At 45.8% G+C, this 24751-nt stretch carries 17 protein-coding genes; 11 read left to right on the forward strand and 6 right to left on the reverse strand.

Features of this window, described 5'->3' with window-relative positions:
* The first annotated feature begins 96 nt into the window (after nt 1-96).
* The 4 genes from DXA74_RS07675 to DXA74_RS07690 all read left to right on the forward strand — a co-directional run bounded on the left by DXA74_RS07675 (nt 97) and on the right by DXA74_RS07690 (nt 4482).
* Nucleotides 97-534 (forward strand): NUDIX hydrolase, encoded by a 438-nt coding sequence (locus tag DXA74_RS07675; RefSeq protein WP_118526319.1) that lies wholly within the window; start codon nt 97-99, stop codon nt 532-534.
* Between the two features lie 184 nt (nt 535-718).
* Nucleotides 719-2038, forward strand: coding sequence for an AAA family ATPase (locus DXA74_RS07680; protein ID WP_118526321.1), 1320 nt, complete (start codon nt 719-721; stop codon nt 2036-2038).
* Nucleotides 2035-2715, forward strand: coding sequence for a retron system putative HNH endonuclease (locus tag DXA74_RS07685; protein ID WP_118526323.1), 681 nt, complete (start codon nt 2035-2037; stop codon nt 2713-2715). Before DXA74_RS07680 ends, DXA74_RS07685 begins: the two co-directional genes overlap by 4 nt.
* 234 nt (nt 2716-2949) lie before the next feature.
* Nucleotides 2950-4482 carry a M60 family metallopeptidase gene (locus DXA74_RS07690; protein ID WP_118526325.1) on the forward strand — a complete coding sequence of 511 codons (1533 nt, stop codon included), beginning with the start codon at nt 2950-2952 and terminating at the stop codon, nt 4480-4482.
* 132 nt (nt 4483-4614) lie between these two features.
* On the opposite strand, the gene DXA74_RS07695 is transcribed toward DXA74_RS07690, so the two are convergent.
* The 6 genes from DXA74_RS07695 to DXA74_RS07720 all read right to left on the reverse strand — a co-directional run bounded on the left by DXA74_RS07695 (nt 4615) and on the right by DXA74_RS07720 (nt 16624).
* Nucleotides 4615-7083 (reverse strand): beta-galactosidase, encoded by a 2469-nt coding sequence (locus DXA74_RS07695; protein ID WP_233550479.1) that lies wholly within the window; start codon nt 7081-7083, stop codon nt 4615-4617.
* Nucleotides 7084-7129: 46 nt separating this feature from the next.
* Complete coding sequence (locus DXA74_RS07700) at nt 7130-9370, reverse strand: hypothetical protein (protein ID WP_233550480.1); 2241 nt, start codon at nt 9368-9370, stop codon at nt 7130-7132.
* 17 nt (nt 9371-9387) lie between these two features.
* A complete protein-coding gene (locus tag DXA74_RS07705) occupies nt 9388-11643 on the reverse strand; it encodes a hypothetical protein (protein WP_118526355.1) in 2256 nt (751 codons plus the stop codon).
* Nucleotides 11644-11700: 57 nt separating this feature from the next.
* Nucleotides 11701-13914 carry a glycoside hydrolase family 3 C-terminal domain-containing protein gene (locus DXA74_RS07710; protein WP_233550481.1) on the reverse strand — a complete coding sequence of 738 codons (2214 nt, stop codon included), beginning with the start codon at nt 13912-13914 and terminating at the stop codon, nt 11701-11703.
* A 40-nt stretch (nt 13915-13954) separates the two neighbouring features.
* The gene (locus DXA74_RS07715; protein WP_118526329.1) at nt 13955-14683 is read right to left on the reverse strand and encodes an NUDIX domain-containing protein; all 729 of its coding nucleotides are present in this window, start codon (nt 14681-14683) and stop codon (nt 13955-13957) included.
* A gap of 453 nt (nt 14684-15136) precedes the next feature.
* Nucleotides 15137-16624 (reverse strand): hypothetical protein, encoded by a 1488-nt coding sequence (locus DXA74_RS07720; protein ID WP_118526331.1) that lies wholly within the window; start codon nt 16622-16624, stop codon nt 15137-15139.
* Nucleotides 16625-16866: 242 nt separating this feature from the next.
* Here DXA74_RS07720 and DXA74_RS07725 point away from each other — a divergent pair, with 242 nt between their 5' ends.
* The 7 genes from DXA74_RS07725 (at nt 16867) to DXA74_RS07755 (ending at nt 24607) form a co-directional block, all read left to right on the forward strand.
* Complete coding sequence (locus DXA74_RS07725) at nt 16867-17085, forward strand: DUF6140 family protein (RefSeq protein ID WP_118526333.1); 219 nt, start codon at nt 16867-16869, stop codon at nt 17083-17085.
* A 9-nt stretch (nt 17086-17094) separates the two neighbouring features.
* Complete coding sequence (locus DXA74_RS07730) at nt 17095-18897, forward strand: dynamin family protein (protein ID WP_118526335.1); 1803 nt, start codon at nt 17095-17097, stop codon at nt 18895-18897.
* A gap of 12 nt (nt 18898-18909) precedes the next feature.
* Nucleotides 18910-19296, forward strand: a complete 387-nt coding sequence (locus DXA74_RS07735; protein ID WP_158576040.1) for a hypothetical protein — start codon at nt 18910-18912, stop codon at nt 19294-19296.
* A 14-nt stretch (nt 19297-19310) separates the two neighbouring features.
* Nucleotides 19311-21359 carry a dynamin family protein gene (locus DXA74_RS07740; protein WP_118526339.1) on the forward strand — a complete coding sequence of 683 codons (2049 nt, stop codon included), beginning with the start codon at nt 19311-19313 and terminating at the stop codon, nt 21357-21359.
* On the forward strand, nt 21343-23457 hold the full coding sequence (locus DXA74_RS07745) for a dynamin family protein (RefSeq protein WP_118526341.1): 2115 nt from the start codon (nt 21343-21345) through the stop codon (nt 23455-23457). Before DXA74_RS07740 ends, DXA74_RS07745 begins: the two co-directional genes overlap by 17 nt.
* A 150-nt stretch (nt 23458-23607) precedes the next feature.
* Entirely contained in the window at nt 23608-24081 is a 474-nt protein-coding gene (locus tag DXA74_RS07750) for a hypothetical protein (protein ID WP_118526343.1), read from the forward strand.
* Between the two features lie 100 nt (nt 24082-24181).
* Entirely contained in the window at nt 24182-24607 is a 426-nt protein-coding gene (locus DXA74_RS07755) for a hypothetical protein (RefSeq protein ID WP_147401052.1), read from the forward strand.
* The last annotated feature ends 144 nt before the right edge of the window (nt 24608-24751 follow it).

A 24751-nucleotide genomic window follows, 5' to 3' on the forward strand; every position in this document is an offset into this window, starting at 1 on the left:
CATCTTGATCATTTAAATAATGTTCCGGCTATTCATATACCATTTGGTATTGCTAACGGTCAACTCATCCTTTAAAAATAGAAAAACCAGAATCTTATGAGCTACACCTATAAATATCCAAGACCGGCAGTCACCACAGACTGCGTGGTCTTTACCAAAGAAGAAGAACCGAAAGTGCTGCTGATCCAACGGGGAAACGAACCCTACAAAGGCTGTTGGGCTTTTCCGGGAGGTTTCATGAATATGGAAGAAACAGCCGAAGAATGTGCGGTCCGGGAACTGAAAGAAGAAACAGGACTTACCGTAAACCAAATCCAACAGATCGGGGCTTACTCAAAGGTGGACCGTGACCCTCGGGGACGGACCGTTTCCATTGCTTATCTGGCCATCGTTGATGCCCCCATAGCCGTATCGGGAATGGACGACGCCGCTAAAGCCGCATGGTTCCCGTTGTCCTCCCTGCCCGATCTGGCCTTCGACCACAAGGATATTATGGCAGATGCCATCGCGCTATTCAACAAGATTCATTTGTAGAAAGATTCCTGTTTGAGGATCATAAACATATCATTTTGTTGCTTTAATTACGTCGTACAAAATAAAATAGTTACATTTGCATAGATGCATCACAAACAAAAACATACGGAATAACATTTAAAGAAAGATGCAGATCTATGCAATGGAACAAAATTATATATTGAACTAAAAAGATCATAACCACATGCGAATAGACAGAGTTTCAATAACCAATATGCGTCTGATTGGCGAACAGACAAAAGAAATAGTTTTCGATGCCACAAAAAATGTTGTGATTCTTTTAGGTGACAATGGATTCGGCAAAACTACCATATTGGACGCTATAGCAACAGCTATGGCACCATATCCGGCACAATTTCCAGGTATTTCGGACTTCCAATTAAATGATTTGGATGTACATATCAACCGTCATGGAAGAAGAGCACAATATCTCACCGTTGATGCAGAACTGTCTGACAAAGAATTTGTGATGAAATCCATAAGATACCGTAAGGGTACACAGAACACACCCAAAACAAATTACGAACATCTGAAACAAGCTGCGATTGCACAAAAAGATGCAATTTTGGCAGGAGAATCAAATATAGAACTTCCTATATTTGCCTATTATGGTACTGGAAGAGGTCAGTTTCAAGTACCGGAACGCAGACGGGGATTCCAGCAAATGTTTGAGCGATGGGACTGCTATAAAAGTGCCATTAATCCTGAAACAGACTTCAAACGCTTCTTCGGTTGGTTTGACTTAATGGAAGATCAGGAACGAAGAGACAGAGAAAAACTGAGAGATTTCAATTATCGTTCACCTGTGCTGAATGCTGTCAGACGGGCTTTATCTGAAATCGTGGATTGTTACAAGAATCCAAGAATAGAGACAAGACCTTTACGCTTTATCATGGACAGAATAGACCATGACGGCTCTACTCACGAATTGCGTATCGAACAGCTGAGTGAAGGCTATAAAATAGTCATTGCCATGGTTGCCGATCTTGCGGCAAGAATGTCTGAAGCGAATCCAGATATGGACAATCCTTTAAATGCTACAGGAATCGTACTTGTCGATGAAATAGATCTGCATCTCCATCCACGCTGGCAACGTGACATCCTGAAGCAGCTAACGAATGTGTTCCCTAATGTACAATTCATTGTTTCTACCCATAGTCCTGTCATTGTTATCGGTGCCGCAGAAATTGCCCAGATAGTCAATCTGAATCATATAAATTCAAATGTAAATCTGAATCAGGCAAATATAATGATTTCAAATATTGGACAAGTATTGCTCAGTGATCTGTTTGGATTAAATTATCTTCATGCCCCTGAATGGGACCGCAAAATTGATGAACGTAATGCCCTGCTTTCGAAGTCTGAACTTTCAGATCAAGAGAAAAAACGTCTTTCTGAATTGGATAATGAAATGAAGGTCTTGACTTCCATTCCAAACTCTAACGCTATACGCTCTACACAACTGATTGAAAAATTGGCAAAACAACTGAACATTGAGTTATGAAAAGAATCATAAAGTCGGATATAATACCTGAAACGCTGCAAAATGCACCAGTACCAACCAATGTTAAGCAAGTTGATAAAGATATTTATAGAGCAGACGATGTATGTAAACAACTTTTGGAAGACCAACATTATCAATGTGCTTATTGCGAATGCAGAATTACCAAAGAATATAATGATGTAGAACACTATCGTCCCAAGTCTATTTATTATTGGTTGGGACATAACTGGAAGAATTTGCTTTATGCCTGTGACTTTTGTAACAGAACCTGCAAAAATGATCTTTTTCCGTTGAAAGACGAAAGCAAACGAGTTACAGTTCCTGGTAACTTAGAGGAGGAAGAACCTCTGATTCTTAATCCTACATCAGAAGATCCGACAGCACACATACGATACAATCGGCACATGCTGATAGGAATTACAGATCAAGGTAGAACAACTATTGATTTATTCAAATTGAACCAAAGACCTGTATTAATACATGACAGAGAACAGTTGTTCGAATTGTATCATAGAGAACTCAGTACACTGAAAAACGTAAGGAAGTTACTCGAGTCGCCCGATTTACCTCCAGAATCGCGTGCAATTCTTGTTGAAATAAGCAATTTATCTTCTGCATCCATTGAACAATATAAATCAAAAGATACTCCATATTCAGGCATGTTGGTAAATCAATAAAATCTAAAATACCAAGTTATGAGAGGGTTCCATAAGTCAAAAGACTTTTATAAGGGGCTCTCTCATATTTATTTTCATATTAGCCCTCTTCATATTCCATTTTTTCCGTACTTTGATGCTAATTCCAATACGTCTTTTTCACTTTGTAATTTTTTAACCCGCTTTTCTATTGATTGGAAACAAATTGGCATATCTTTGTGTACGCTTAATCAAATAATCAAAATCCTAACCTATATGAAAACACTGAAAACATGGACCGTGGCAGCGCTTTGCTGCATCGCCACCAACACTTTTGGGCAAGCACCCTCTTATTCTACCCAAGCCATTACCAAGGATCTGGAATACTTCAAGGACTGGACCGCATCGCAACTGGCTGACGGTTTCAAAAACAAACAGCTGAAACTCTTTCACAGTCCGCTGATGCGCCAACTGGCCGAGCAACTGAAAAACGGCACGTATGAATCACAATACCTGCTCAACAGTTACTCCCCCATCCCATCGAATAAGATTCTGGAAGAAAAACTGAAACTTTACAACGGATACAGCCGTTACGAGAACATCACCGGTGTGTATCTGGAGAAAGGTGAGAATGTGGTACTGGTAGGCGATCTGCACGGACGCAAAGTGAGTCTGCTCATTGCGGACTGGATGCGCCAGCCGACTCCCGGCTATGAACCGACCAAGGACCCTCAAGGCTGGGGACTGAAAAGACAGGAATATCGTCTGCACGAGGGAGTCAACGTAATCAATGTGGAGAAAGCAGGAAATGTATATATCGACTATTTTGCGGATGATCCGGAAACCGCACCGGCCATCACCATCCATTTCGTAACCGGAAAGGCCAACGGATATTTTGATGCCGAGAAGCAAAGCAATGAGGACTGGAAACGTCTGCTGGATCATGCCGTAAGTCCGGTGATGGATGTCAAAACACGCTACATGCAGCTGGCTTATCCGGTGGAATTCCTGAAGAAGTTCCGCTATGAAGAAGGAAAGGAACTGGCTCAGGCCTACGACAAGATTATGGAGCAGCAGTACACATTCAACGGAGCCATCAAATACAACCGTATTCCACCGAAGCGCATTCTGGCGCGCGTGAACTTCAATTACTTTATGTTCCGCGACGGCGACGGAGTGGCTTTCCTCGGCAATGAGGGTACCATGAAATCTGCCCTCGGTCCGAATATTTACAGCGACTGGGGCGTGAACCACGAAATCGGCCATGTGATGCAGATGAGTCCGCAACTGACGTGGGACGGTATGACCGAAGTGAGCAACAATCTCTTCACCATGTATGTGGCCCGAAAGGCCGGACAGCCCAGCCGACTGAGCAAGAGCAAGAACTACGAAAAGGCACGCGAAATATTCATTGATGCCAAGGAAAAGCCGTTCATTATGAGCGCCGGCGGTCCGTTTGAGAAACTGGTACCTTTCTGGCAGTTGTATCTGTATGCCGAAGAGAAGGGATATCCCGATTTCTATGCCGATCTGATGGAACACATGCGCAACAATCCGGACAAAGGAAAGGGCAACGCTTCCATCAACAATATGTATGAGTTCATCAAGGTTTCGTGTGACCTGCTTCAAACGGACCTGACAGACTTCTTTGAGAAATGGGGATTCTTCGTACCCGGCACCTACGACATCGGCGACTATGCCAATTATCATTTTGTAGTTACCGACAAGATGGTGCAGGAAACCAAAGACTATATCGCCGGAAAGAAATACCAGAAGCCGGCCAAGGATATCACTCTGCTGACTGATTAATCAAAAACTAAGAGGGTATGTCAGAAACTAAAACGACTACTCCTCAAAGCTACAGACTGTAACTGTAATATTGAAAAGGGCCGTATCAAACTCTATATTGAGTAATGATAAGGCCCTTTCTTTTGTCTTTTTTTATTTTCTTACTTCCGCGGCATCGGGATAAGGAGCTATTTCAGCCGCCTTGATCACCGCTCCGTTGGCTGTCTGGCGCAATCCCAAAACCAGAACATTCTTCTGATCCTCTCCAAAGTTCAACCAACACTCGGGCAGATAGAACTCCCGCTGCGGTCCGGCTTCCCAATGGCGACCGATATTATGCCCATTCAGCCACATGAAGCCATTACCGGATGCGTTGATTCTCATCATCCAGGGAATCCAGACAGACGGGTCCTGACGGGGCAGAGTAAATTCAATTCTATACCAGGTCAGCAATCCGTCCTGTGTAGCCTTCGGCTGTATTCCATTTCCTTTACGGAGTATTTCCACCTTGGGGTCAAGGGGAATAACTTTCCAGTCCTTATCCTCAAACTGAGGCAGAATCCAGCCTTCTGTCACACCGGCTGCATCCGCGGCATATTCCCATTCCAGCGGATGAGAGAGAGCCGTCTCCGAAACGGACAGACCGGCCTCGCGGATTCCAGAAAGTTCTTCCATGGGCACATATCCGTGTGCATGCCCCAGATTCTCATAAACAACCAGAATTTCGTTCTCTCCTTCCCGTAAGGTACCGGAAACATCAAAGCGGTTATCATATTCATCCGGACGTATGCGCTCAAAGCAGTTTCGGGTGGTCCATGTCTGGGCATCAGCCTTATCGGGGAACAGACGGGTAACGTTCTTTCCATTTACCTGCACGGACACAATATCTCTCGTAAACATATTGAACAAGAGATACCTTTCATGCTCAACCTGCTGTCTGTTCAAATGCACCTTGGCCCGATACAGACTGTATCGGAAATCATTCACCTGTAAATCGGACAGAGATACCAGACGCGGCAACAGAATCCATTTTGCCTGCTCCACAGCATCTTCTTTTCTTTTGACGGATGTAATGCGGATCGGTTGCGGCAAACGGGAGGGCCGTTTGATGTCCGGCTGCTTTTCAGGCCACCACGTACCGGCTTTTGCTTTCTTCCCTGCCGGTATGACCAGAACTTTCGTATCCAACGGACCTAACTCGTAATTCACGGTTATGGGTTCCATAATCAAGGAATCTCCATGCAAGTTGGCATTTACCTGCATCAGAACTTTATTGCCGTTCTGGTCGATGTTATACATGGCTTCTTGGGGCAACTTGATTTTTCCGGGTAAAAGAGTTGCGCTACCCTTACTGCTCTTACCGGCATCCGTATTGTGCAGAAAAACAAACTGCGTTCCGTCCTGCGCTACCCGCACTCCTCCGAAAACACTTTTGGGAACACCTTCAATCTCACAAGGACCGCCTGCCGACCGGGTCAGCTCATGTTCATATTTCCGGATAAATTCCCCGATTCCCTTGGCAGCCAGATATTTCTCACCGACTGCTCCATTCTCATGAATCGCAGCATTATAATCATAGGATGTAGTCATACCCCGGGCTCCCCAACCGGCAAAGTGGGTTCCTCCGGCAAACATATAGTAATTGATTCCCGTACATCCTCCCAGAATACTCATCAGACCAATGGCCTTGAAATGGCGGGCATCCGAATAGTGTTCTTCGCTCAACGTACCGGTAACCAGAGAAAACCAGCCGCCCTGCAATTCTGTTACAAAACCGGGAGCGTCCGGCTGGCTGCCTTTCAAGGAAACCATCCGATGGGCACAGCTTGGTGCATCCGACTGACCGACATAATAATTGTCGCAATCAAACACTTGAGAAAGTTCCTGATCATTACTGCCCCGGCATTCCCCGGTCAGGCATGTGAAAACGGGTATGTCGAAGCCATTCCGACGTACAGAACGATAGAGTTCCTTCAAGAAATAGGATTTGTTTTCACATCCATGAGCGTTATACTCGTTCTCAATCTGAATCAGTATGATACCTTTCTCCCCTTTCGGTTTTCTGGTAAGCTGTTCTCCGGCCAATGCCCGACAGACCGCATCAAACCAATGGACGCACCAACGCACATGAACAGGGTCTGCACTGCGCAGCCAGAATCCCGGATAGTTCTGAGGGCGGAACTTGGCCAGCCAACGGGGATATGCCCCTCCAGAAAACTCGGCACAAATGAATGGTCCCGGACGGACTATCGTATAAAAACCGAATTCCTCCTGAGCCATTTTCAACCAACGCTTCAAATCCGAAAAATCGAATTTTGTCGTGTCCGACAAGTCTGACGGCATCTCCCGTTCGTGCCAGTTCCAGGGGACATAAGTCTCCACGGTATTGAAACCTGCTTCCTTTATCTTTTGGAAACGGTCACGCCACAATTCCTCTGGACAACGGAAATAGTGAAAGGCCGCACTGTAAATAAAAACATCCTGACCGTCCAGTGTCATACAGGCACCATCATAACGGATACGCTCCGGATGCTGAAACTCTTTCTTTACTGTTCCGCCCGCAGCCAACAAAGGGAAACAACAGAACAGACAGAGTAAAAACCAGATATTCTTTCTCATCATGTTACAGTTATAATCCATAAAACTTATCTAATCCATAAATACAGAATCAGCGCCGATCAACATGATAATAAACCGATTGACCGGCCTTGACCAACACTTTATCCTTCCAATGCAAATGGGCATTTTCACCCAGCGGGCGCGCAGCTTCCTGCGCATTCTCCGCAAAGACGGTAACCGTCGCATCAAAACGGGTCGGATTGGTTATTTTCAAAACCAACTTCCTGGCGTTTTGTTTGACAACAGAGGCTTCCACATGATCAAAAACAAACAGACTGGCCCGGTCGGTACGTACATAAATCCCGGGAATCTCCAAAGCCATCAGTGCTCCGTTCGTTTCATTCCATCCGGTCTTGCCTCCATCTCCACGGGAACCGCGACTGTCGGCATCACAGTAAGTCAGTCTTTCCGTAATTTTCCCATTGGGCTGTATTCCTTCAGCATGGGCATGAATGACATCGCGAAGCAATTCGGCATATTCAGTGCGACCAGTTGAACGGAAGAGCTTGAACAAAGCATCACCGGATTGCGTACAGAATCCGGGAGCACCATGTTTATTCTGGGTACTGGCCCACACCGCACCGGTCAGATTGGCTCCCAACCGGGCCAAAGGTGTTTCCGGAGGCAACTGATACGGGAAGGATACAACCCATGTAGCACATAAATGAGCCAGATCTGCAGCCTGCTCCAGATACGTCTCCCGTCCGGTTACTTCGTACAACGTCATCAGTGAAGTAAGCAGGGCCACCGCCGTTTCGGAATCGGCATTCTGCAAAATGTCGCCGCAACCGCCCGAAGTAAAACCAACCAACGCAAACTGCCCATAATAACCCGCCGCAGCCTGACAAGCAGTTTCCAGATATGCGGGACAATCAAAATAACCGGCCGCCAATGCCAGTCCGGCAACCGCCATCGCACCGCTGGTCGTATTATAAACGGCCACATCGCCGGATTCTACATCCAGATAGTTGCCCCAAGTACCTTCTTTCTGCCAGGTACAGACAAAAGCATCGGCCAACAAACGGACCTGCTTCTCCCAATCCGGATCAATCAAACCGGACTTGCCTTGTCCTTTCAGCAATAGGAACTGTTTGACCATCCAATACAAGACATCTCCGTTCTTGCGGGTCAGTCCGATGCCCGGATTCAATCGGGCACCATCCCGATAGAGTACCTTTCCGTCCGAACCCAACACATCATAATAATACCCGCTCTTTCCTTTTGCCCGCGGCAAACCGAAATCAAAGGTATGCTTCACACGCTGAAGATGCAGTTCATCGCCCAAAGCCAACATCGGATAGGTATTGATCAGACCTCCAATCCAGCCATAAGAAAGCCAATCGGCATTCTCTGGACAATAATAAGCCCCATACTCGCCCTGATAATATCGTTCATCAATATTTTTCACCATGCGCTTCCACACTTCGCTCATCGGTATCAGATTCCGGAGCGCTTCATTACGGGTGTGAAATTTGCGGAATTTCATAAACTGTGCCAACAGTTCGGGCACACGGTTGCAGGGAAATGTGACTTCTGTAACCCGAATCACAATCTGGTCTCCCGGCTGTACCGCGATTCCGCGGTCCGGACTTTTGCTGAAACCGATAAACTCCGGTTTCCGTTCACGCACTCCCGGAGCTCCGATCACAAACGACGCCACACTTCTGTCGGGTGTTTCCTCCACGATCAAGGCATGATCCAAGATACGGTCTTTCCACGAAATCCCCTGATCCGTCAGCAAAATGGTTGCCGACTCCCGGGCCCGTTCCAGAAACAGCATAGCAGGAGTAGACACATTGCTGACGTTTACTTCCAGACGCGAAGCAGCGCCAAACTCCGGAGAAAGCTGCGGAATAGGATTCGAAGTCAGTGCCAGATCCTTATGGCCGAAGTCCGTCTTGTCGAGCCCGGTGGCATAATCGCGAAAAACAATGCGCTGCCGGTTGCCGTTATAGACAGAGGCCGGCAGCAGCACATAATTGTCGCTCGTCCAGCCATAACGGTCAAAAGCCACGGCAACACCGGCATCCGTCATCGCTTTTCTGGCCGTAAACCGGAACGTATATGCCGTCGTACTGTCTGTTGTTGTCTTTTCGGTCTGAACCGTCCATGCAGAAGTGTCGTTTATCTCCTGACACCGTTCCAATGCTGCCTCACGGTAATGACATTCCAGCAAACGGATGGGATGGTCCTGCTTCGGCTCTTCCGGTAACCAGGAATTCTGTGCGGCTCCGCCTTGGCTGAAAAGCCCCAAGAATATCCAAATACATTTTTTATAATCAACTCTCATCTTCCTTTACATTTGGTTTACGGTTTATGAAGTTCGTACGATTTAACCTTCCTGCCCTGATCCATCTGATACAGAATCCAGCCATCGGCATTTTCTTTCCGTTCCAAACGCCAGCTCAAGGCCGGGTTCTGCAACAGTTTTCGAATATAGGTAGGGAAAGCATTTGCCCGTCGGGCCTCCTCCCAGGTGCGTATAACGTGGAAGATGCCATATTTCTGAGGACAGCTTTCCACATCCCGCTGTCCGATCTTCAAGGCATACGTACAGCCGTAACCCACCGCGGTTGCTTCGATATGTTCAAAGTCTTCTACGGTTGATTGGGCCGTAATGGGGAAATTGGCCCCAAAAGACGACGGGAAGAAGTTGGCATACGTAACATCCCGAAGATCCTTGCCCTGGCTTGTCGTGCTGCCCCACACTCTTTTCTTCACATCATAAATATTCAGGCCTCCGCCAACATTCCAGGTACTCTGATAATGCCAGGAACCCTCCGACAGCGTTGCTCCTGTGAAACGGATATCGGGCAATCCGTATTTACGGGCCTGGGCAAACATATTGCGGAAGAAACGCTTCACAGAATAGCTTCCAAAACCTGTGTGGAAGAAAAACTCCTGTCCGTCGTAATCAAACATACCAAGACCGCAATTCTTGCAAATATCCGCATAATGACGGGCCAGTTCGTCCTGCAGCTCCAGATTCGGAACCAATCCGGCATAAGCACCGCCCACTGTGGGTTGCAGCTTGTCCACAGCATCCCCTTTGGCATGTGCCGCCGGTGTGGTATTCCAATATCCACGGGTCACCTTCAACAAACGATACGGCTTTTCTTTGGATACTCCCAAATAATGAATCAGCTCCTTTCCGATCTTCACCATATTCAGTTCCCGACTATGGCCTTCCCAACAGGCAATCTCTTCCAAATAAGTAGGGTCATCAATATAAATCAGTGTATCGGTTGCATTGATATCTTCCGTCAGGTAACGGCGGTGCAAGATGCAGATGCTGTCCGAAGGTATCGGACTGCAATCCTTCGTGCCCGGAGCCATGGAATTGGAAATGGAAGTACGTCCCAGAATCAGACCGTCACGGGCCAGAAGATCGGCATATTCACGGGTAGACAGGTCACGGTCGGTAAAATGATAACGTTTCTGCTCATGATTCGGTCCGTCAATATATCCTCCGTTTCCCCGATCGGCATGCAAGAACGGCTGATCATAGGTGTGAATCACTTTCAGGCCCATCTGTTTGGCATAAGAAGCCATACTGTCCATCAGTCCTCCATAAGTCCAGAGATCCGGCATAAAGCTGGACGGATCCTTAACCCATTTGCCCTGAAACATCGGATGAGGCAAGTTCTCGTTGACCACAATATTCTGAATCACATCCAGCAAGGCCACACTGTCGGGACTGCCCCACAAGGCAATGGAAGAACCGATAAAATCCACTCCGGGCACATCCTGCCGCATCATGTGGTTGGGCTCGTTATTCTGGAATATCGGATTTCCTTCGGGAGAGTAAATCATCTTGCCTTTCCGGCGGTCGCGGGCATGATAACGGATCTGGATGCGCCCGTTGCAATCCACAAAGGCGGTATTGCCATAAAGAATTCGGAAATAAGGTTCCTTACGGTTATAGAAGGCCACATCGTTAATGCCATCACCTCCCATCGTGAACTGCTGCCCTTCGTGCAAGGTAACCGGAAGCGGGTGGTTGACCGGGTCGGGCGAATGGGCTATATATCCCGAAGGACCGGTTTCAGATGTGAAACGTGACTCCCCGCCGATTGTATTGTCGTCCAAGGAAAGGGCCCCGATGGCATAGCAGACAGCCTCCGACGTATCACGGGCCACTCCGATGATTTCTCCCAACAGATTCGTAATATTGGTATAATAGCTGCCCCATTGAATGCCGTCGATACCATTACGGGGCTCCAGACTCTCCAGACTCAACTTGAAATATTTGTCCTTTTCCTCCAGTCTGACAGTTGCCACAGAACCGTTTTCATATTCCAACTGATATTTCCCTTTACTGTAACGGGCTTTCTGAGGATAATAATAACGCTTCAGTTCTTCGTCATAAAGAGAAAGCAATGGCGAAGGCTGGTCAGCCGGACTGAAATTACGGCTTTCACGTGTACGGTTCCACATACCGACAATATAGCCGCGCGAATCAACGTCGATACCAAAGAAATCCGTTTGAAACGATCTCTGAATACTTGGACTGCAACCGCACAAAGAAAGTCCAATCACGACAAAAGAAATTATTTTTTTCATAGCAATCATATATTACGTTACAACATAGCCCGACAAGGTCTGCCCGGCAAAAGATATCTAATAAAGGAAATTCTTTGGCTCACCCTGCAAGTGCAAAGCGGCTTTCTGTATTCCTTTCGTAAACCGTTGCGGTGCAGAAGGACAGACACCACCCACAAAGACTTCTACCGTTCCGGCATCCTCGTGGATATCTCCGGCCCGACCGACAAAAGCCAGTTCGCGCGGAGAAAGAACAAAAGATACTGTGCGCCGTTCTTTCGGTTCCAGTTTAATCTTTACAAACTTCTTCAAGGCACACAACGGGGCTTCTTCGGCCATCCCTCGATGAGACAGATACAGTTGCACCACTTCTTCGCCCGCCATCTTTCCAGTATTGACCACTTCGACACTGACTTTCACAGAATCACCCGTCTGTGCATCGGAAGGTACTTTCAGATGCTGATATTTAAATGTTGTATAGCTCAAACCATAACCGAAAGGATACAAGACATCACCTTCAAAATAACGGTAGGTACGCCCTTGCATCGAATAATCTTCAAACGGCGGCAAATCCTCATCCGAGCGATAGAAGGTCAAAGGCAAACGTCCGGAAGGATTATATCTTCCGAAAAGAATATCGGCCAAAGCGGTTCCCGTTGCCTGTCCGCCGTACCAGGCCTGAATGACAACCGGCAGATGTTCTGCTTCCCAGTTATAAGACACGGCACTGCCCGACATACAGACGAAGATCATAGGCTTATGCATTTTCTGCAATTCCTGCATGGCCTGCGTCTGCACCTTCGGCAGAGCTATGGTCGTACGGTCACCATCCCGAAAACCTTCGATTCCATTGCCTCCGGCATCTCCCTGCTCACCTTCGAGTGTCGGCGAAATACCTCCGGCAAAGAGCACCAGATCAACATCCCGGCACTGCTCCATAAGGGAATCAATGCGGGTCTCATTTTTCCAGGTCGTGAAATCCGTCAACGAATCATATATCACCTCTACATTCGGTTCTGCACGCAGTGCATCCAGCAAAGTCACATTACGCGTTGGAAATCCGTTGTAATTACCTAACTGTGTTGTTTCATTATCCGCATTGGGTCCTACAAGCAAAATCTTATATTTCTTTCGGGAAGACAAAGGCAGAAGTTTTTTCTCGTTACGAAGAAGCACCATAGACTGACGGGCCAGCTCCAGCGCATGAGCTCCGTGTTCGGGAGCTTCGAGCAATGATTTCGGCTGGTTGGCATAAGGATTCTTATGCTGCGTATCAAAGAGGCCCAAACGATAACGCACCGTGAACAAGCGTTTGAGTGAAATGTCCAACTGGGCCTCGGTAATCAAACCTTTCTGAACAGCCTCAAGCAAATGATTGTAGGATTCTCCACACTCCAAATCCGTTCCATGCAGAACCGCATCGGCCACAGCCTCTGCCGGAGAAGAATGGGTCTGATGACCGCCCCAGAAATCGTTGATTGCCCAGCAATCGGAAGTCACATAACCCTGAAAACCCCAGTCTGTCAACAAGATTTTGCGCAGAAACAGGTTGCTGCCGCAACACGGTTGTCCGTTAAAGCGGTTATAAGCGCACATGACACCGGCCACATCTGCCTCGGTAACCAGACGATAAAAAGCAGGCAAATAAGTATCAAACAAATCGTGATAGGAGGCCTTGGCATCAAATTCATGGCGCAACCCTTCGGGACCGCTATGCACGGCAAAATGCTTGGCACAGGCCGCCACATTCAAATAAACCGAATCTTCGCCTTGCAGTCCACGCACCATCGCAATGCCCATTTCGGACGTCAGGACAGGATCTTCACCGTATGTTTCATGTCCTCTGCCCCAACGCGGATCACGGAAGATATTAATATTAGGAGTCCAGAAAGTCAGTCCCGTATATCGGTTCAGCGTTGTCCCTTTCTCAACTGCTATTTGGTGCACCACACGTCCTTCTGCAGCAATCATCTCCGCCATCCGTTTTATGGCTGGCGGATTAAAGGTCGCTCCCAAACCGATAGGCTGAGGAAAGACCGTTGTTTTCTCCGTAGAGCGAGCCACTCCATGCAAACATTCGTTCCACCAGTTGCAGGGAGGAACCTTCAAGCGCTCTATGCCTTTCGAAGTATGCATCATCTGCGAAACTTTTTCCTCCAGAGTCATGCGCGAAACCAAATCGTTTACCCGCACCTCTATCGGTAACGAGCCATCCAAGTAAGGAAACTGAGCCCAAACAGCAAAAGGGGCCAGACAAAAAAGAATCAATAATGTTTTTCTATAGTTTTTCATAGGTCAAGTATAATAAGTTTTTCAAAAAAGAGAAGGTCACTCAACGACGGATTTTATTATAAATCTTCTTGTCGAATTTATAATAGCGGGCAGCACGATGAGCCACCCCCTGTTGCTTTTCGTCCAAAGGCACCACAGATTCCATCATAACGATTTTTTTATGGAAATTGCGCACGTCGAACGTTTTGCCATAAACAAGTTCAAACAGCACGCGCAACTGTGCAGCCGTAAATTTACGGGGCAACAGCTCAAACAGTAAGGAAGGATTGAACTCCACATAGTGCCGGATGTATGTCAAAGCTTCACGAATGATCCGATTGTGGTCAAATGCCAGTTTCTTCACATCTTTAAGCACAACCCAGGAGGCCCCATGCTCGTCCAGATTTTTATCCAACATCCGGTCAATCTTCACCAAGGACAAATAAGCGATGGTCACAATGCGGTCCACCTTTAATTGCATGGTTCGCTCCAGCCAAAGGACATCTTTGGGATTACTCGTTCTGTCCTTGGAACCGAAAGCCTTAAATTGTACCAGATTCACACTTTTGAGACCGGTCAGTTCGAACAGAACGCGTTTTGCCGCCTCATCCAGATTTTCATCCATATAAATCAAGCTTCCGGGCAGCTTCATGTCGTGATAAACCTCGCCGTTATATTCGCCGATACGATTGATGAGCAAAACCTTTAATTGCTTACCGTCAAAACCTATTACGACGCAGTCAACAGACAAATGATGATTGGCCAAAGGCCTTTTCTCCATGTTCTGCATATCGTTTCATTTTACATTCACACAAAAATAGAAACAATATCAGAGCGACACAAATCAAAGAATATGATATAAAGCATTAATTTTCACACATATACATATCATACATCTTACATTATGTATATCAGGACTTATCTTCTAAAATACAATATGTCCTCCATCTTTCGCACAACAGCCAGACTTCATCAAGACCGGAAACCTTGTTTACGCTTTATAATCAATGCCTTTCTACAGATTTAAAAACAAGCCCCGGCAACAGACTTATTGTATTTTTCAGAGCATGATCCTTGGGAACTTATTGTTATTTTATCGGCTATAAAACTGAGCATGTTAAAAAACAAAAATCATTGATTGGCACAAGCCCTTCAACAGACCCGCCGGATTCAACTCCCCCAAACGAGCAGGTCTGCTGAAGGGCTTGATTCTCAAAGAATCTTTTCCTCACAAAACATGAGATTATTCATCAAACAATTCGTCCAGACTCGAAATCTTACGAAAATAAGGTTTATCGACCAACTCGTCCAAATCCAGATTCTGATTGATGGAATCCAGGCAAAGAAAATGGCGCTTTTCACCTGACGGATCATTCAGTTCTGCATAGATAAAATTATCCTCATGCGTCAGAGTACAGATTCCGGCAATGTTTTCCTCGCCGTCTTCATCAAACTTATCCAAACGGTAAATGCCCGAGCCGTCCTTGAATAGAATGGCCAGATCGGTTACCGCAACTTCCATCTCTTCCACTCGGATATTGTATTCTGGCAAACAGTCAATATCGACAAAGTCCTTGGCTGTACCCTCATGATCGATATAATTGCGGTAATACCGCAACACATCATCTTTCCGGATCGGTTTCAGTGTCATCGGCTTCTCCCCTCCCGGCGACATCATGCTGAAATTCAGTTCACGGACCGTGTACCGGTCATCCTCATACTCCAGATCCGTATAATCATAAGTCAAAGCAAACTCCGGCTGTTCCAGCTTCAACATATTATGATAATTGAAGGCCGGATGCATAATCACCGTATAACAGAAATCCTTATATCCCAAATCCTTGAAAAGGAGCTGATAACGTGTAAAACGGATTTTCCGGTTCTGATAGTCAATCTCTTTCCGATACAGATAATAACCCTCGACATTGTTCAACGGCCAGAACTCCCACACCACATTATCGGCATCTTCCTCACAACGCCAAAAACGGGCCAGCCCCATCTCCATGGAAACAAATGCCAGATTGTACTGGCGGAGTCTTACCGGATTAAGCAAAGCAAAAATATGATTCAGCACATCATTGGTAATGAAAATGAGCAGGATACGGTTCAGATATTTGTCACCGGTACGCTCCTCTTCCACCATTTGGCGCATCTCTTTCAAGCAGAGCATCTCCCGATAGATGGTTGTCGCTCCGGAACGGTACTGATGTGCAATATTCTGTAATATCCTATAAGCTTCCTGAAAATCACCGGCTATATCAGAAATATCCTGAGCCGTCTTATTCTTAAAGGTAGGAAGCAGACCGTAAGTGATGAGAAGCAGAATGCCGATGTTCATCTCTCCCTCCCGATTACATAAGTCATAGCGCTCACAAAGTTGCTGCACCTTCAGAGAAGGAGTCGGCACATCAAAATCTCCGGTATAAAGATAATGGAGTAGCTGCGAAATGAATTCTTTGTTGACCTCGTGACTGGTCTTCTCAATATACTTCTTAAAAAAACAGGAAGTTGCCTCATACTGATAAAGCAGGCATTCCAAATTTTCTTCTTTCTGAGTATAGGTACGGTATAACTCGGAAAACTTACTGAAATAGGCATCGCACTGAAAGGTCTTGAAACGGCTGAAATGATTTCCTTTCAGATTATAACCAATAAAGTCCGACAACTCTTTTTCGGTGGAAAAAAACAGGCGCAGACGGAGGATACTGTTTAGTTTTTCTTTATCTGTCATAAATCATTTTTTATATCGTTCATTATCCATTTTTCATATTATAGAAACAGTCCGAAAACTGACACTACAAATTTAACACAAATTGCTCACCATCATGTCATCATTGCGATATAGAATCAATTTTACCCATGTATCGTGTATCATTTTACACGTTAGTCACTTTTTCAAAGTTGAAAGGAAGCAGAGTTTCATTATCCTCGGCAAAGGTCGTAGATTTGTTCCAAAACAAAAATTATAGAATCATGGCAAGATTTATCATCACAACTAAATGCAGAAAAAATTCGAACGGAATTTTTATAGAACCGGGCATGCAAGTAGAAGTAATCACCCAGTCATTGAGCAATCCGTTGTTCACCAATGGTGGACAGGCGGTAGTCGATGCCTTCATGCGTATCTATGGCATTGACATCAAAAAGGCAGGAGCGTGCAGTACGGTATATTTAGATGTTCAGAAAGTTTAGGAGGAAACTATGAAAACAGTAGAAACACTACTCGGTATTGCCGCTTATCTGGGCCTGGACAGCGTTGAAAGAGAATTGGATTTCATCGGACAGCGCGCCCTGCAGGAAAATGCCAGCCTGATGCTGCCGCTGGTCGGTGAGTTCAGTTCCGGAAAAACCACACTCATCAATGCTCTTACGGACAGCAAGAAACTGGAAACAGCCACCAAACCGACCACAGCAACTATTTATGAAGTGCATTTCGGCAGCACATCCTGTCAGGCAAACATAGTAAGTCAGGATGATGAAATCACGGAAATCAATGATCTCTCGGAGCTGAAAAACGAGAAGTTGGCCGATGCCAAGGTAGTCACCGTGTTCGACACATCGACCCTGGTACCCGCTTCGACCATTCTGGTAGATACTCCGGGATTGTCTTCACCCGATCCGAAACACAAACAGACTCTGGTGAGCTTTCTGCCCAAGGCTGACGGCATTCTGCTGGTTGCAGACATCAACCAACAGGTTACCCGCTCGCTAACGGATTTCATTGAAATGATGCGTCTTTCCCTGAAACCGATTTATCTGGTGCTGACCAAAGCAGACACCAAATCATCGCAAGAAATCGAGACGGCCAAATCATATATCATCGAGAACTGCAAGATTCCGGTAAAACAGGTAGCCGTAGTATCTGCTTCGACAGGCAATCTGTCTGAACTGTATGCTCTGTTTGAGGATATCCAGCAAAACAAAAAGGATATCATTCAAAAGGTAGACACACAAAGGCTGAAGAATATCACCGACCTGCTTCTGGAACATATCGAAGAACTGATGAAGGCTTCCGCATCAGACAAAAAACTGGATGAAGCCATCACCAAATGCCAACAGGAGCTGGAGAGTATCAGTCGGAATATAGAGCGGATGATGGACAACATTTCGGACGAAAAAGCTTCGTGCGAAAAGGAAATCGCCCGCAAATTTGAGGATCTTGTAACAACCAAACTGAACGGGCTGGTCAACGGAAAGAGCTGTAATTTCGATGCCGAAGCTGTTTCTATGATAAACAGTACGGCAACTCTCCTGATGAATGAATATAAGGCACAAATCCAACAGATTCTTCGGGAACATACCTTCTGTCAGAAAGATAACGACCGGAAGACAGGCGCAGCGACTATCAATCTGGATCTGTCGGACGTTCAGATCTCAGAGCTATGCTACAATCTGGATTTGAACACCATGGGACATGAATACGACGGTTGGATCAAGGCCGGCGTGATTGCCGCTGCCGCAGTAGGTGTTGCCGCCGCCGTAGCTTCCAGTGGAGGTACTGCTGCAGCCGCTCTTGCCAATCCGGGAACGATGCTGGATCTGGCAGACACGGTTACGGATGTAAGCAGCATCGCGTCCAATCAGAACACAGCCAGTAGAATTGAACGGGCTGCCGGATTCATGGCACAGGCCACAGACAGATATCACGCTTACTCTGAATCCAACCAACAAATAGGACAACAGTTCGGAAGCGATAAAGGGCTGATTGATTCTATGGTGGGCCTGGTTACCGACAAGATGATGTCAAAGCCTCAGCGCATACGTGCCGTCAGAAACTATATAAACGATTCACTGATTCCAGAGTTCAAAAGCAGACTGCAGGACATCTCCATCCGGCTAACCGAAAGCATCCGCACCAGTCTGCAAAACGGAGTAACCGAACTGATTGAACAAAAACGGGCATCACTGAATCAACTCAAGACAGAGCAAAAGGAGAAAAAAGAGCTTTTTGACGAGAGAATGAACCAGCTACGCGAATACAAAACCCAATTACTAACTTTATAAATCAGCATGAAAATGATAGACGTTTTAGGCGCATTTCTTTTGGGCGGAGCAACAGGCTTCGTTGCCAAAGACAAACTGTTTGACAACAAAAAACAGCAAACCAGCAGACAGAATGAGCTGGATGATTTGTATGCGGAAAATGAAAAGTTCAGCAAACGCAACCGTGAACTGGAGCGGCAGGTGGAGGATCTGCTGGCCGAACTGGATGCAGTGCGCAAACGGGCGCAGAGTCATGATGAAGACAACGACGATCTGGAATATGAACTGGACAAGGCCAAACGAACCGTCAAGAGCCTTCAGCAACAGAATGATGAACTGACGCGCAAAATAAAGGAATATAAAGATGAATGTGAACAGCTCAAGGCAGAAATGGAAAATCTGAAAAATAAACTGGACTAAAAACAGGAACTGGTATGAACAGTGGAATTATAGTATTACTAGTAATGGCAGCCTTCATCATCGGGGCTGCCTTAGCCTGGTTCTTTTTCAGAAAGCGGGAAACTTCGTCCGAAGAATCCAAAATACAACCAACAGCCTCCCAAAAAGATACTTTTGAGATTTCAAAAATACAACTGATCGAAGCGGAAAAGAATGTTTTAAGGGATGAACTGGCCAAATTAAAAAAAGAAAAAGAGGAAATTCTCTCAAGATGCACGAATCTGGAAGGAGCCAACCGAGAGATCAGAGCAAAACTTGCCGAAGCCGACCAGGAAACGACGTCAAAAAGTACAGCTCTGAAAAACAAATATGAGCAACTGCTGGCTGAAGCCAAAGCTCAATGTGAGCGGTTGGACAAAGAACTGGCCAATGCCCTGAATGGCAAGATAGACTCAGCCGTTCAAGAACAACTAAATGAGATTGAAAAACTGAAGAAGAAAATCAAGGCTCTGGAAGAAGAACTGGAAGATTGCGAAGATGACAACGACGAACTGAAAAAACGCATCTCCAGCAAAAATGCAGAACTGGAAGAGTTGCAGGATGACTTAGACAAAGAGAGAAAGGCAGCTCAACAGCTGCACGATGAATTGTGTGATGCCAAGCAACAATTGGAAGAGATGGATCAGGAACTTGACCAGAAAGCAACTTCCCTCAGTTTCATACAGGAGATTCTGTCGGCCAGCGAAGTAAAACAAAGCGATACCAGAGCTCTGAACCGGGAAATTGATAATCTGGAAGCTTTCCTCAAAGGACCGTTGACCGATGTCTATTCGTTTATCTACACCAGCGATCCAGACTTCAGCTGTGGAGACCTGAAAGGTAGAGAAGCCCTTGAACATATCAAGACGTTTCTGTATGACTATTTCGACCAGTGGGCCTCAACCAAACGGAAGAGCTGGCTCGACGGAAAGAAGACCATTGCCTTTGTCGGAGAATTCTCTGCCGGAAAGACCTCTATCGTCAACCGCATCCTGTCGCAGGACGACCCGTCCATCCCTCAGCTTCCGGTCAGCACCAAAGCAACTACAGCCATCCCGACCTACATTGCCAGCAGTGAAAACGTACACTACAACTTCATTTCCGGTGATGGCAAGATGAAAGTGATCGATGAGCATTCTTTCAGAAAGGTTTCCAAGGAAACTCTGGATCAGGTGAAAGGAATTTCCGCACTCATCAAATACTTTGTGATGTCTTACCCGAACCAGAACCTTCAGGGACTGAGTGTGCTGGACACCCCGGGATTCAACTCCAATGACAAGGAAGACCGGGAACGGACCATAGATGTCATCAACGAATGTGACGCCCTGTTCTGGGTGTTCGATGTAAATGCCGGGACCGTAAACCGAAGTTCCATTGCCATCATCAAGGAAAAGCTGAACAAACCTCTGTATGTCGTAATCAATAAGGTAGACACCAAGCCGAAATCGGAGGTTGATAAAGTAGAAGCACTGATCAGAAAGACACTTGCCAACGAAGGACTGACCGTACAACAGTTTATCCGCTTCTCGTCTCAGGCTCCTTTGGAACAGATTATGAACCCCATCCAGAGTGTAGAAAGAATCAGCAATCGTGCCAACTTCCTTTCGGACCTGAGAACAGATATAGAAGAGTATCTGAATATCTTTAAGGATGCAGTAGCCGAAAGCGACCGCAGCTATAACAATGCTCTTCAGAGTGGGGAGGAACTCTCGGATGAGTTTTGGACAAGCTTGAGAAACATGCAGGAAAACTGTGAGAGAGCCTGCCAGATTCCTAAATGGGTGGAACATATCTTCAGTTCCGACCGCTTTGAGATGACTGCTGACGAAGGAGAAAGACTGAAATTTTTACTGAACGATATTGCCGGCTACCAAGTAGAAAGTCTGTCAAACAGTTTTGAAAGATGCATTGAGGAAGCCGGAGAAATCCAACAGGAATACTCCAATCTGTGCGACCTGAAAGCAACCTGGAGAAGATTGGATGACTGTTATGAACAATTCAAGAAGATTCAAAAAAAGATAGAAAACTATGAGCGACAGAACTAATTTCTCTCAATATCTGAACAATTTGCAGGAGAAGAAACAGGCTCTCCTGCAAGTGGCCAAGCGGGCAGCCGAATATGGCTGGATACCCAAAGAACGGACCACCTCCGCCAAAGACACACTCTCTTTGGCAGAGATCAGGGAAAAGCTGGAAAAGGACACGCTGACCATCGGTGTCATCGGACAGATGAAATGCGGCAAATCTACATTCCTGAATGCCTTTATCTTTGAGAATGACGTGCTGCCGGCGGCCACTACCCCCATGACGGCGGCACTCTCGGTAATTACATACGGCGAGAAAGAGCGTATTGTGGCTGAATTCTATACGGCCGATGAATGGGCCGAGCAGAAGATGCAGGCCGCGCGTCCGCTGGAGGAGGCCGTGGACTCTTTGGACGAATCTAAGATCAAGGCGGCCAAAGAACTGGTAGAGAAATCTTCCAGACTCGGGGCCTCCCTGCAAAACTATCTGGGCAAGACCCAAGAGGACAGTTTCGACCAGCTCATCGAGTACGTCGGGGCCGACGGCAAGTTTATCTCCATTACGAAATCGGTTACGATCTACTATCCGAAAGAGTACCTTAAAGGAGTGGAGATTGTGGATACTCCGGGATTCAACGACCCGATTGTATCGCGCGAGGAACGCACCAAGGAGTTCCTCAAAAAGGCCGATGTGGTGCTGATGATGCTCTATGCCGGCCGACCGTTCGACGCTACGGACCGGGACATCATTTTCAAGAATGTACGCCAGTGCGGCATCGGCAAGGTGTTGATCGGCATCAATAAATATGACATCCCCTATTGCTGTGAATCGAATCCGGAAGACGAGCAGCAGATCCGGGATTATGTCAAGGCGGAAATCCGGAAAGCCTGCAAAGCCTGTCAGGACAATACCCTCACCGAAATCTTAAGTACCGTCGAGCTGATACCGGTATCTGCAGAAATGGCTCTGCTGGCTGCAATCCCCACCAGCAGAATCAGTGAAAACGAGGCTTTTGATTTTGCCTGGAAAAGACATTGCTCGAACTTCGGTATCAGTACCGCACAGGAAATGCACCAGTGGAGTCATATTGATGACCTGACAAATGCCGTAAAAGAACTGATCGACAAAGAAAAAGGACAAATTCTGTTTGCCAAGCCTCTGAACGCCATTCTGGCGGCAGGCAACAAGATCAAAGCCGAGAATGAAAACGAACTGCATCTGATCAACAACAAGATTGAACTGCTCCAGATGCCGGATTCGGAGGTAGAAGAACGGGAAGACAAACTGGCACGGGTACACAAAAAACTTCAGAAAAAGATCAATTCTCTTGGAGAAGGACTGAATGAAAATATTCGTAACCTGATCCGAATAGGGAAACAAGATATGGAGGACGAAGTGGACCGTTCCTGCAAACGCATGAAAGAAATCATTCATCGTGACTGGAGCCGGTTCAAGAGTTTCGATAGTATCCGCCCCAGAATTGACAACGAGTTCCAGTTCCTAATCACCCGAACACTGAAACGTAAAACCGAAGAGTTGACCGAACAGGGCAAAAGAGTCATCAAAAAAAGTATCAATACCTTCTTTCAGGATGCAGAAAGCCTGCTGATGCAATATCTGCCGGATTTTGATTCCAAAGACTTTATCGAAAGCATCCAAAACAAGATTCATCTGGATATGGATGACAACGATTTGTTCTCCTTTAAGGAAGATGATGACAACGACACCAATTATGGTTGGGGAGATGTTATCTGGGAGGTCCTTAATGGAGCTTCCTGGGGTCTATTGGGAGTAATCGGAAATATACTGAGCTACGATGAAAATTTAGCTAAAGTGGAAGATTTCATCAATTCCATCAGCCGGGATTTTGACCCAAGTCCTTATCTGGACCATGCTTTCATGAGAAAAGATGCAGTCATCGATTCTGTGAAGGAAGCCTTTATCACCGATCTGATTGAACCTTTACAGGAACAGATTGAAGATATACATACCAAACGAAACCAGAAAGAAAGTGAATTGAAGAATGCCCAACGGGAGCGTGATGCCCTGGAAACACAGAAAGGACTCATACGCACCCAAATCGATGAAATGAATCAAATAAAGACTACACTTGTTTAAATATCCTATCCTTCCTACTCTGCTGTACCTCGGAGTTTATTCATAGAAATATCCGAACCGGTAAGGCAGAGACATCCCTCCAATATCCGATTCACTTTCCATATTGGAGGGATATTCCATCTTTCGCAGATTCACATAAACCAAACTGAAATGATGAAAATATTTTTTGGACTAAAAGTCCGCTTCGACCTGTTTCTTTTTTCCAAACTACAGACCCATCGCAGTGTTCTGAATGCGTATCGTCATATCGAACAGAAGGATAATACAGACAACGCTTTACTGAAAGAACAACTGGCTTGGGCACTATACACCCTGTCTGCCCTGAAAAATAATCTCAAAGAATATCAGTTTGAGATCCTAAACAACCAACTGTCAGCAGTTCTTCTATATAAGCTCAAGGAAATGGGATATGCCCAGGCCTACCCCACCACAAAATTCTTTCAGTTAAAGAAACAAATGGAAGAATGTTTTCGCATTCGGATATTCGAAATAGAATCAGAAGAGGGGCTTTATCTGGAAAAGGACGGTCAGCAACCGCTGGTCATCAAATGGAGAGACCGGAAAATGCGGGAAGAATTAAGAAAGAAAATCGCCCTACTGGATATCATCATTTCCAATATCTAAGCGTATCATATTAGTCTAATCCTAAAATTATTCTATCATGCTAAGAGGTATAACAATTTTTTTCTGTGACAATTGCCGAAAGAGATTTAAAGGTCTGGATATGGAATACAGATGCACAATCCTGACCAGTCCACAAAGATGTCCTTACTGCGGTAGTTACCATACTCTGCCCAGAAATTCTGTTGGTTTCCAAGATTCTCTGTATGCAACAATCTGGAAGAATATGGATGAAAGCGGTGAATACGGTACCACTTGTTCTATTGATCCGAAAAAATACCTTCAATATATAGAAGAATGCGACGAATGGAACAGTGAGCCACATGATAATGACGATGATAAGGACAATATCGATAAGGACTACCATAAACCTGAAAAGCATGAGTGTGAGCCGGACGACACCTCAAAAAGCAAACTCCAGGAGGCTGGCGAATGGACTTTACTGATCTTTATAGTCATCCTGATATCCATCTATGATGGTCTGTACTCCATAGGAAAGAAGCTGGGAAAGGTGTTTAAGAGGAAGTAAACACCATCAGTACATAATCCAGAATAAATCTTTCATATTTATATTAATGTTCATATCTACATGTATAGCTTTATACATCCAGTTTGGGAAATAAAACTATCAAAACCTGTTGGCGGAATTAAATATGTGCAAATTTAATTCCGC

Source organism: Bacteroides sp. OF04-15BH, from assembly GCF_003477995.1.
In the GTDB taxonomy this organism is placed as follows: Bacteria; Bacteroidota; Bacteroidia; order Bacteroidales; family Bacteroidaceae; genus Paraprevotella.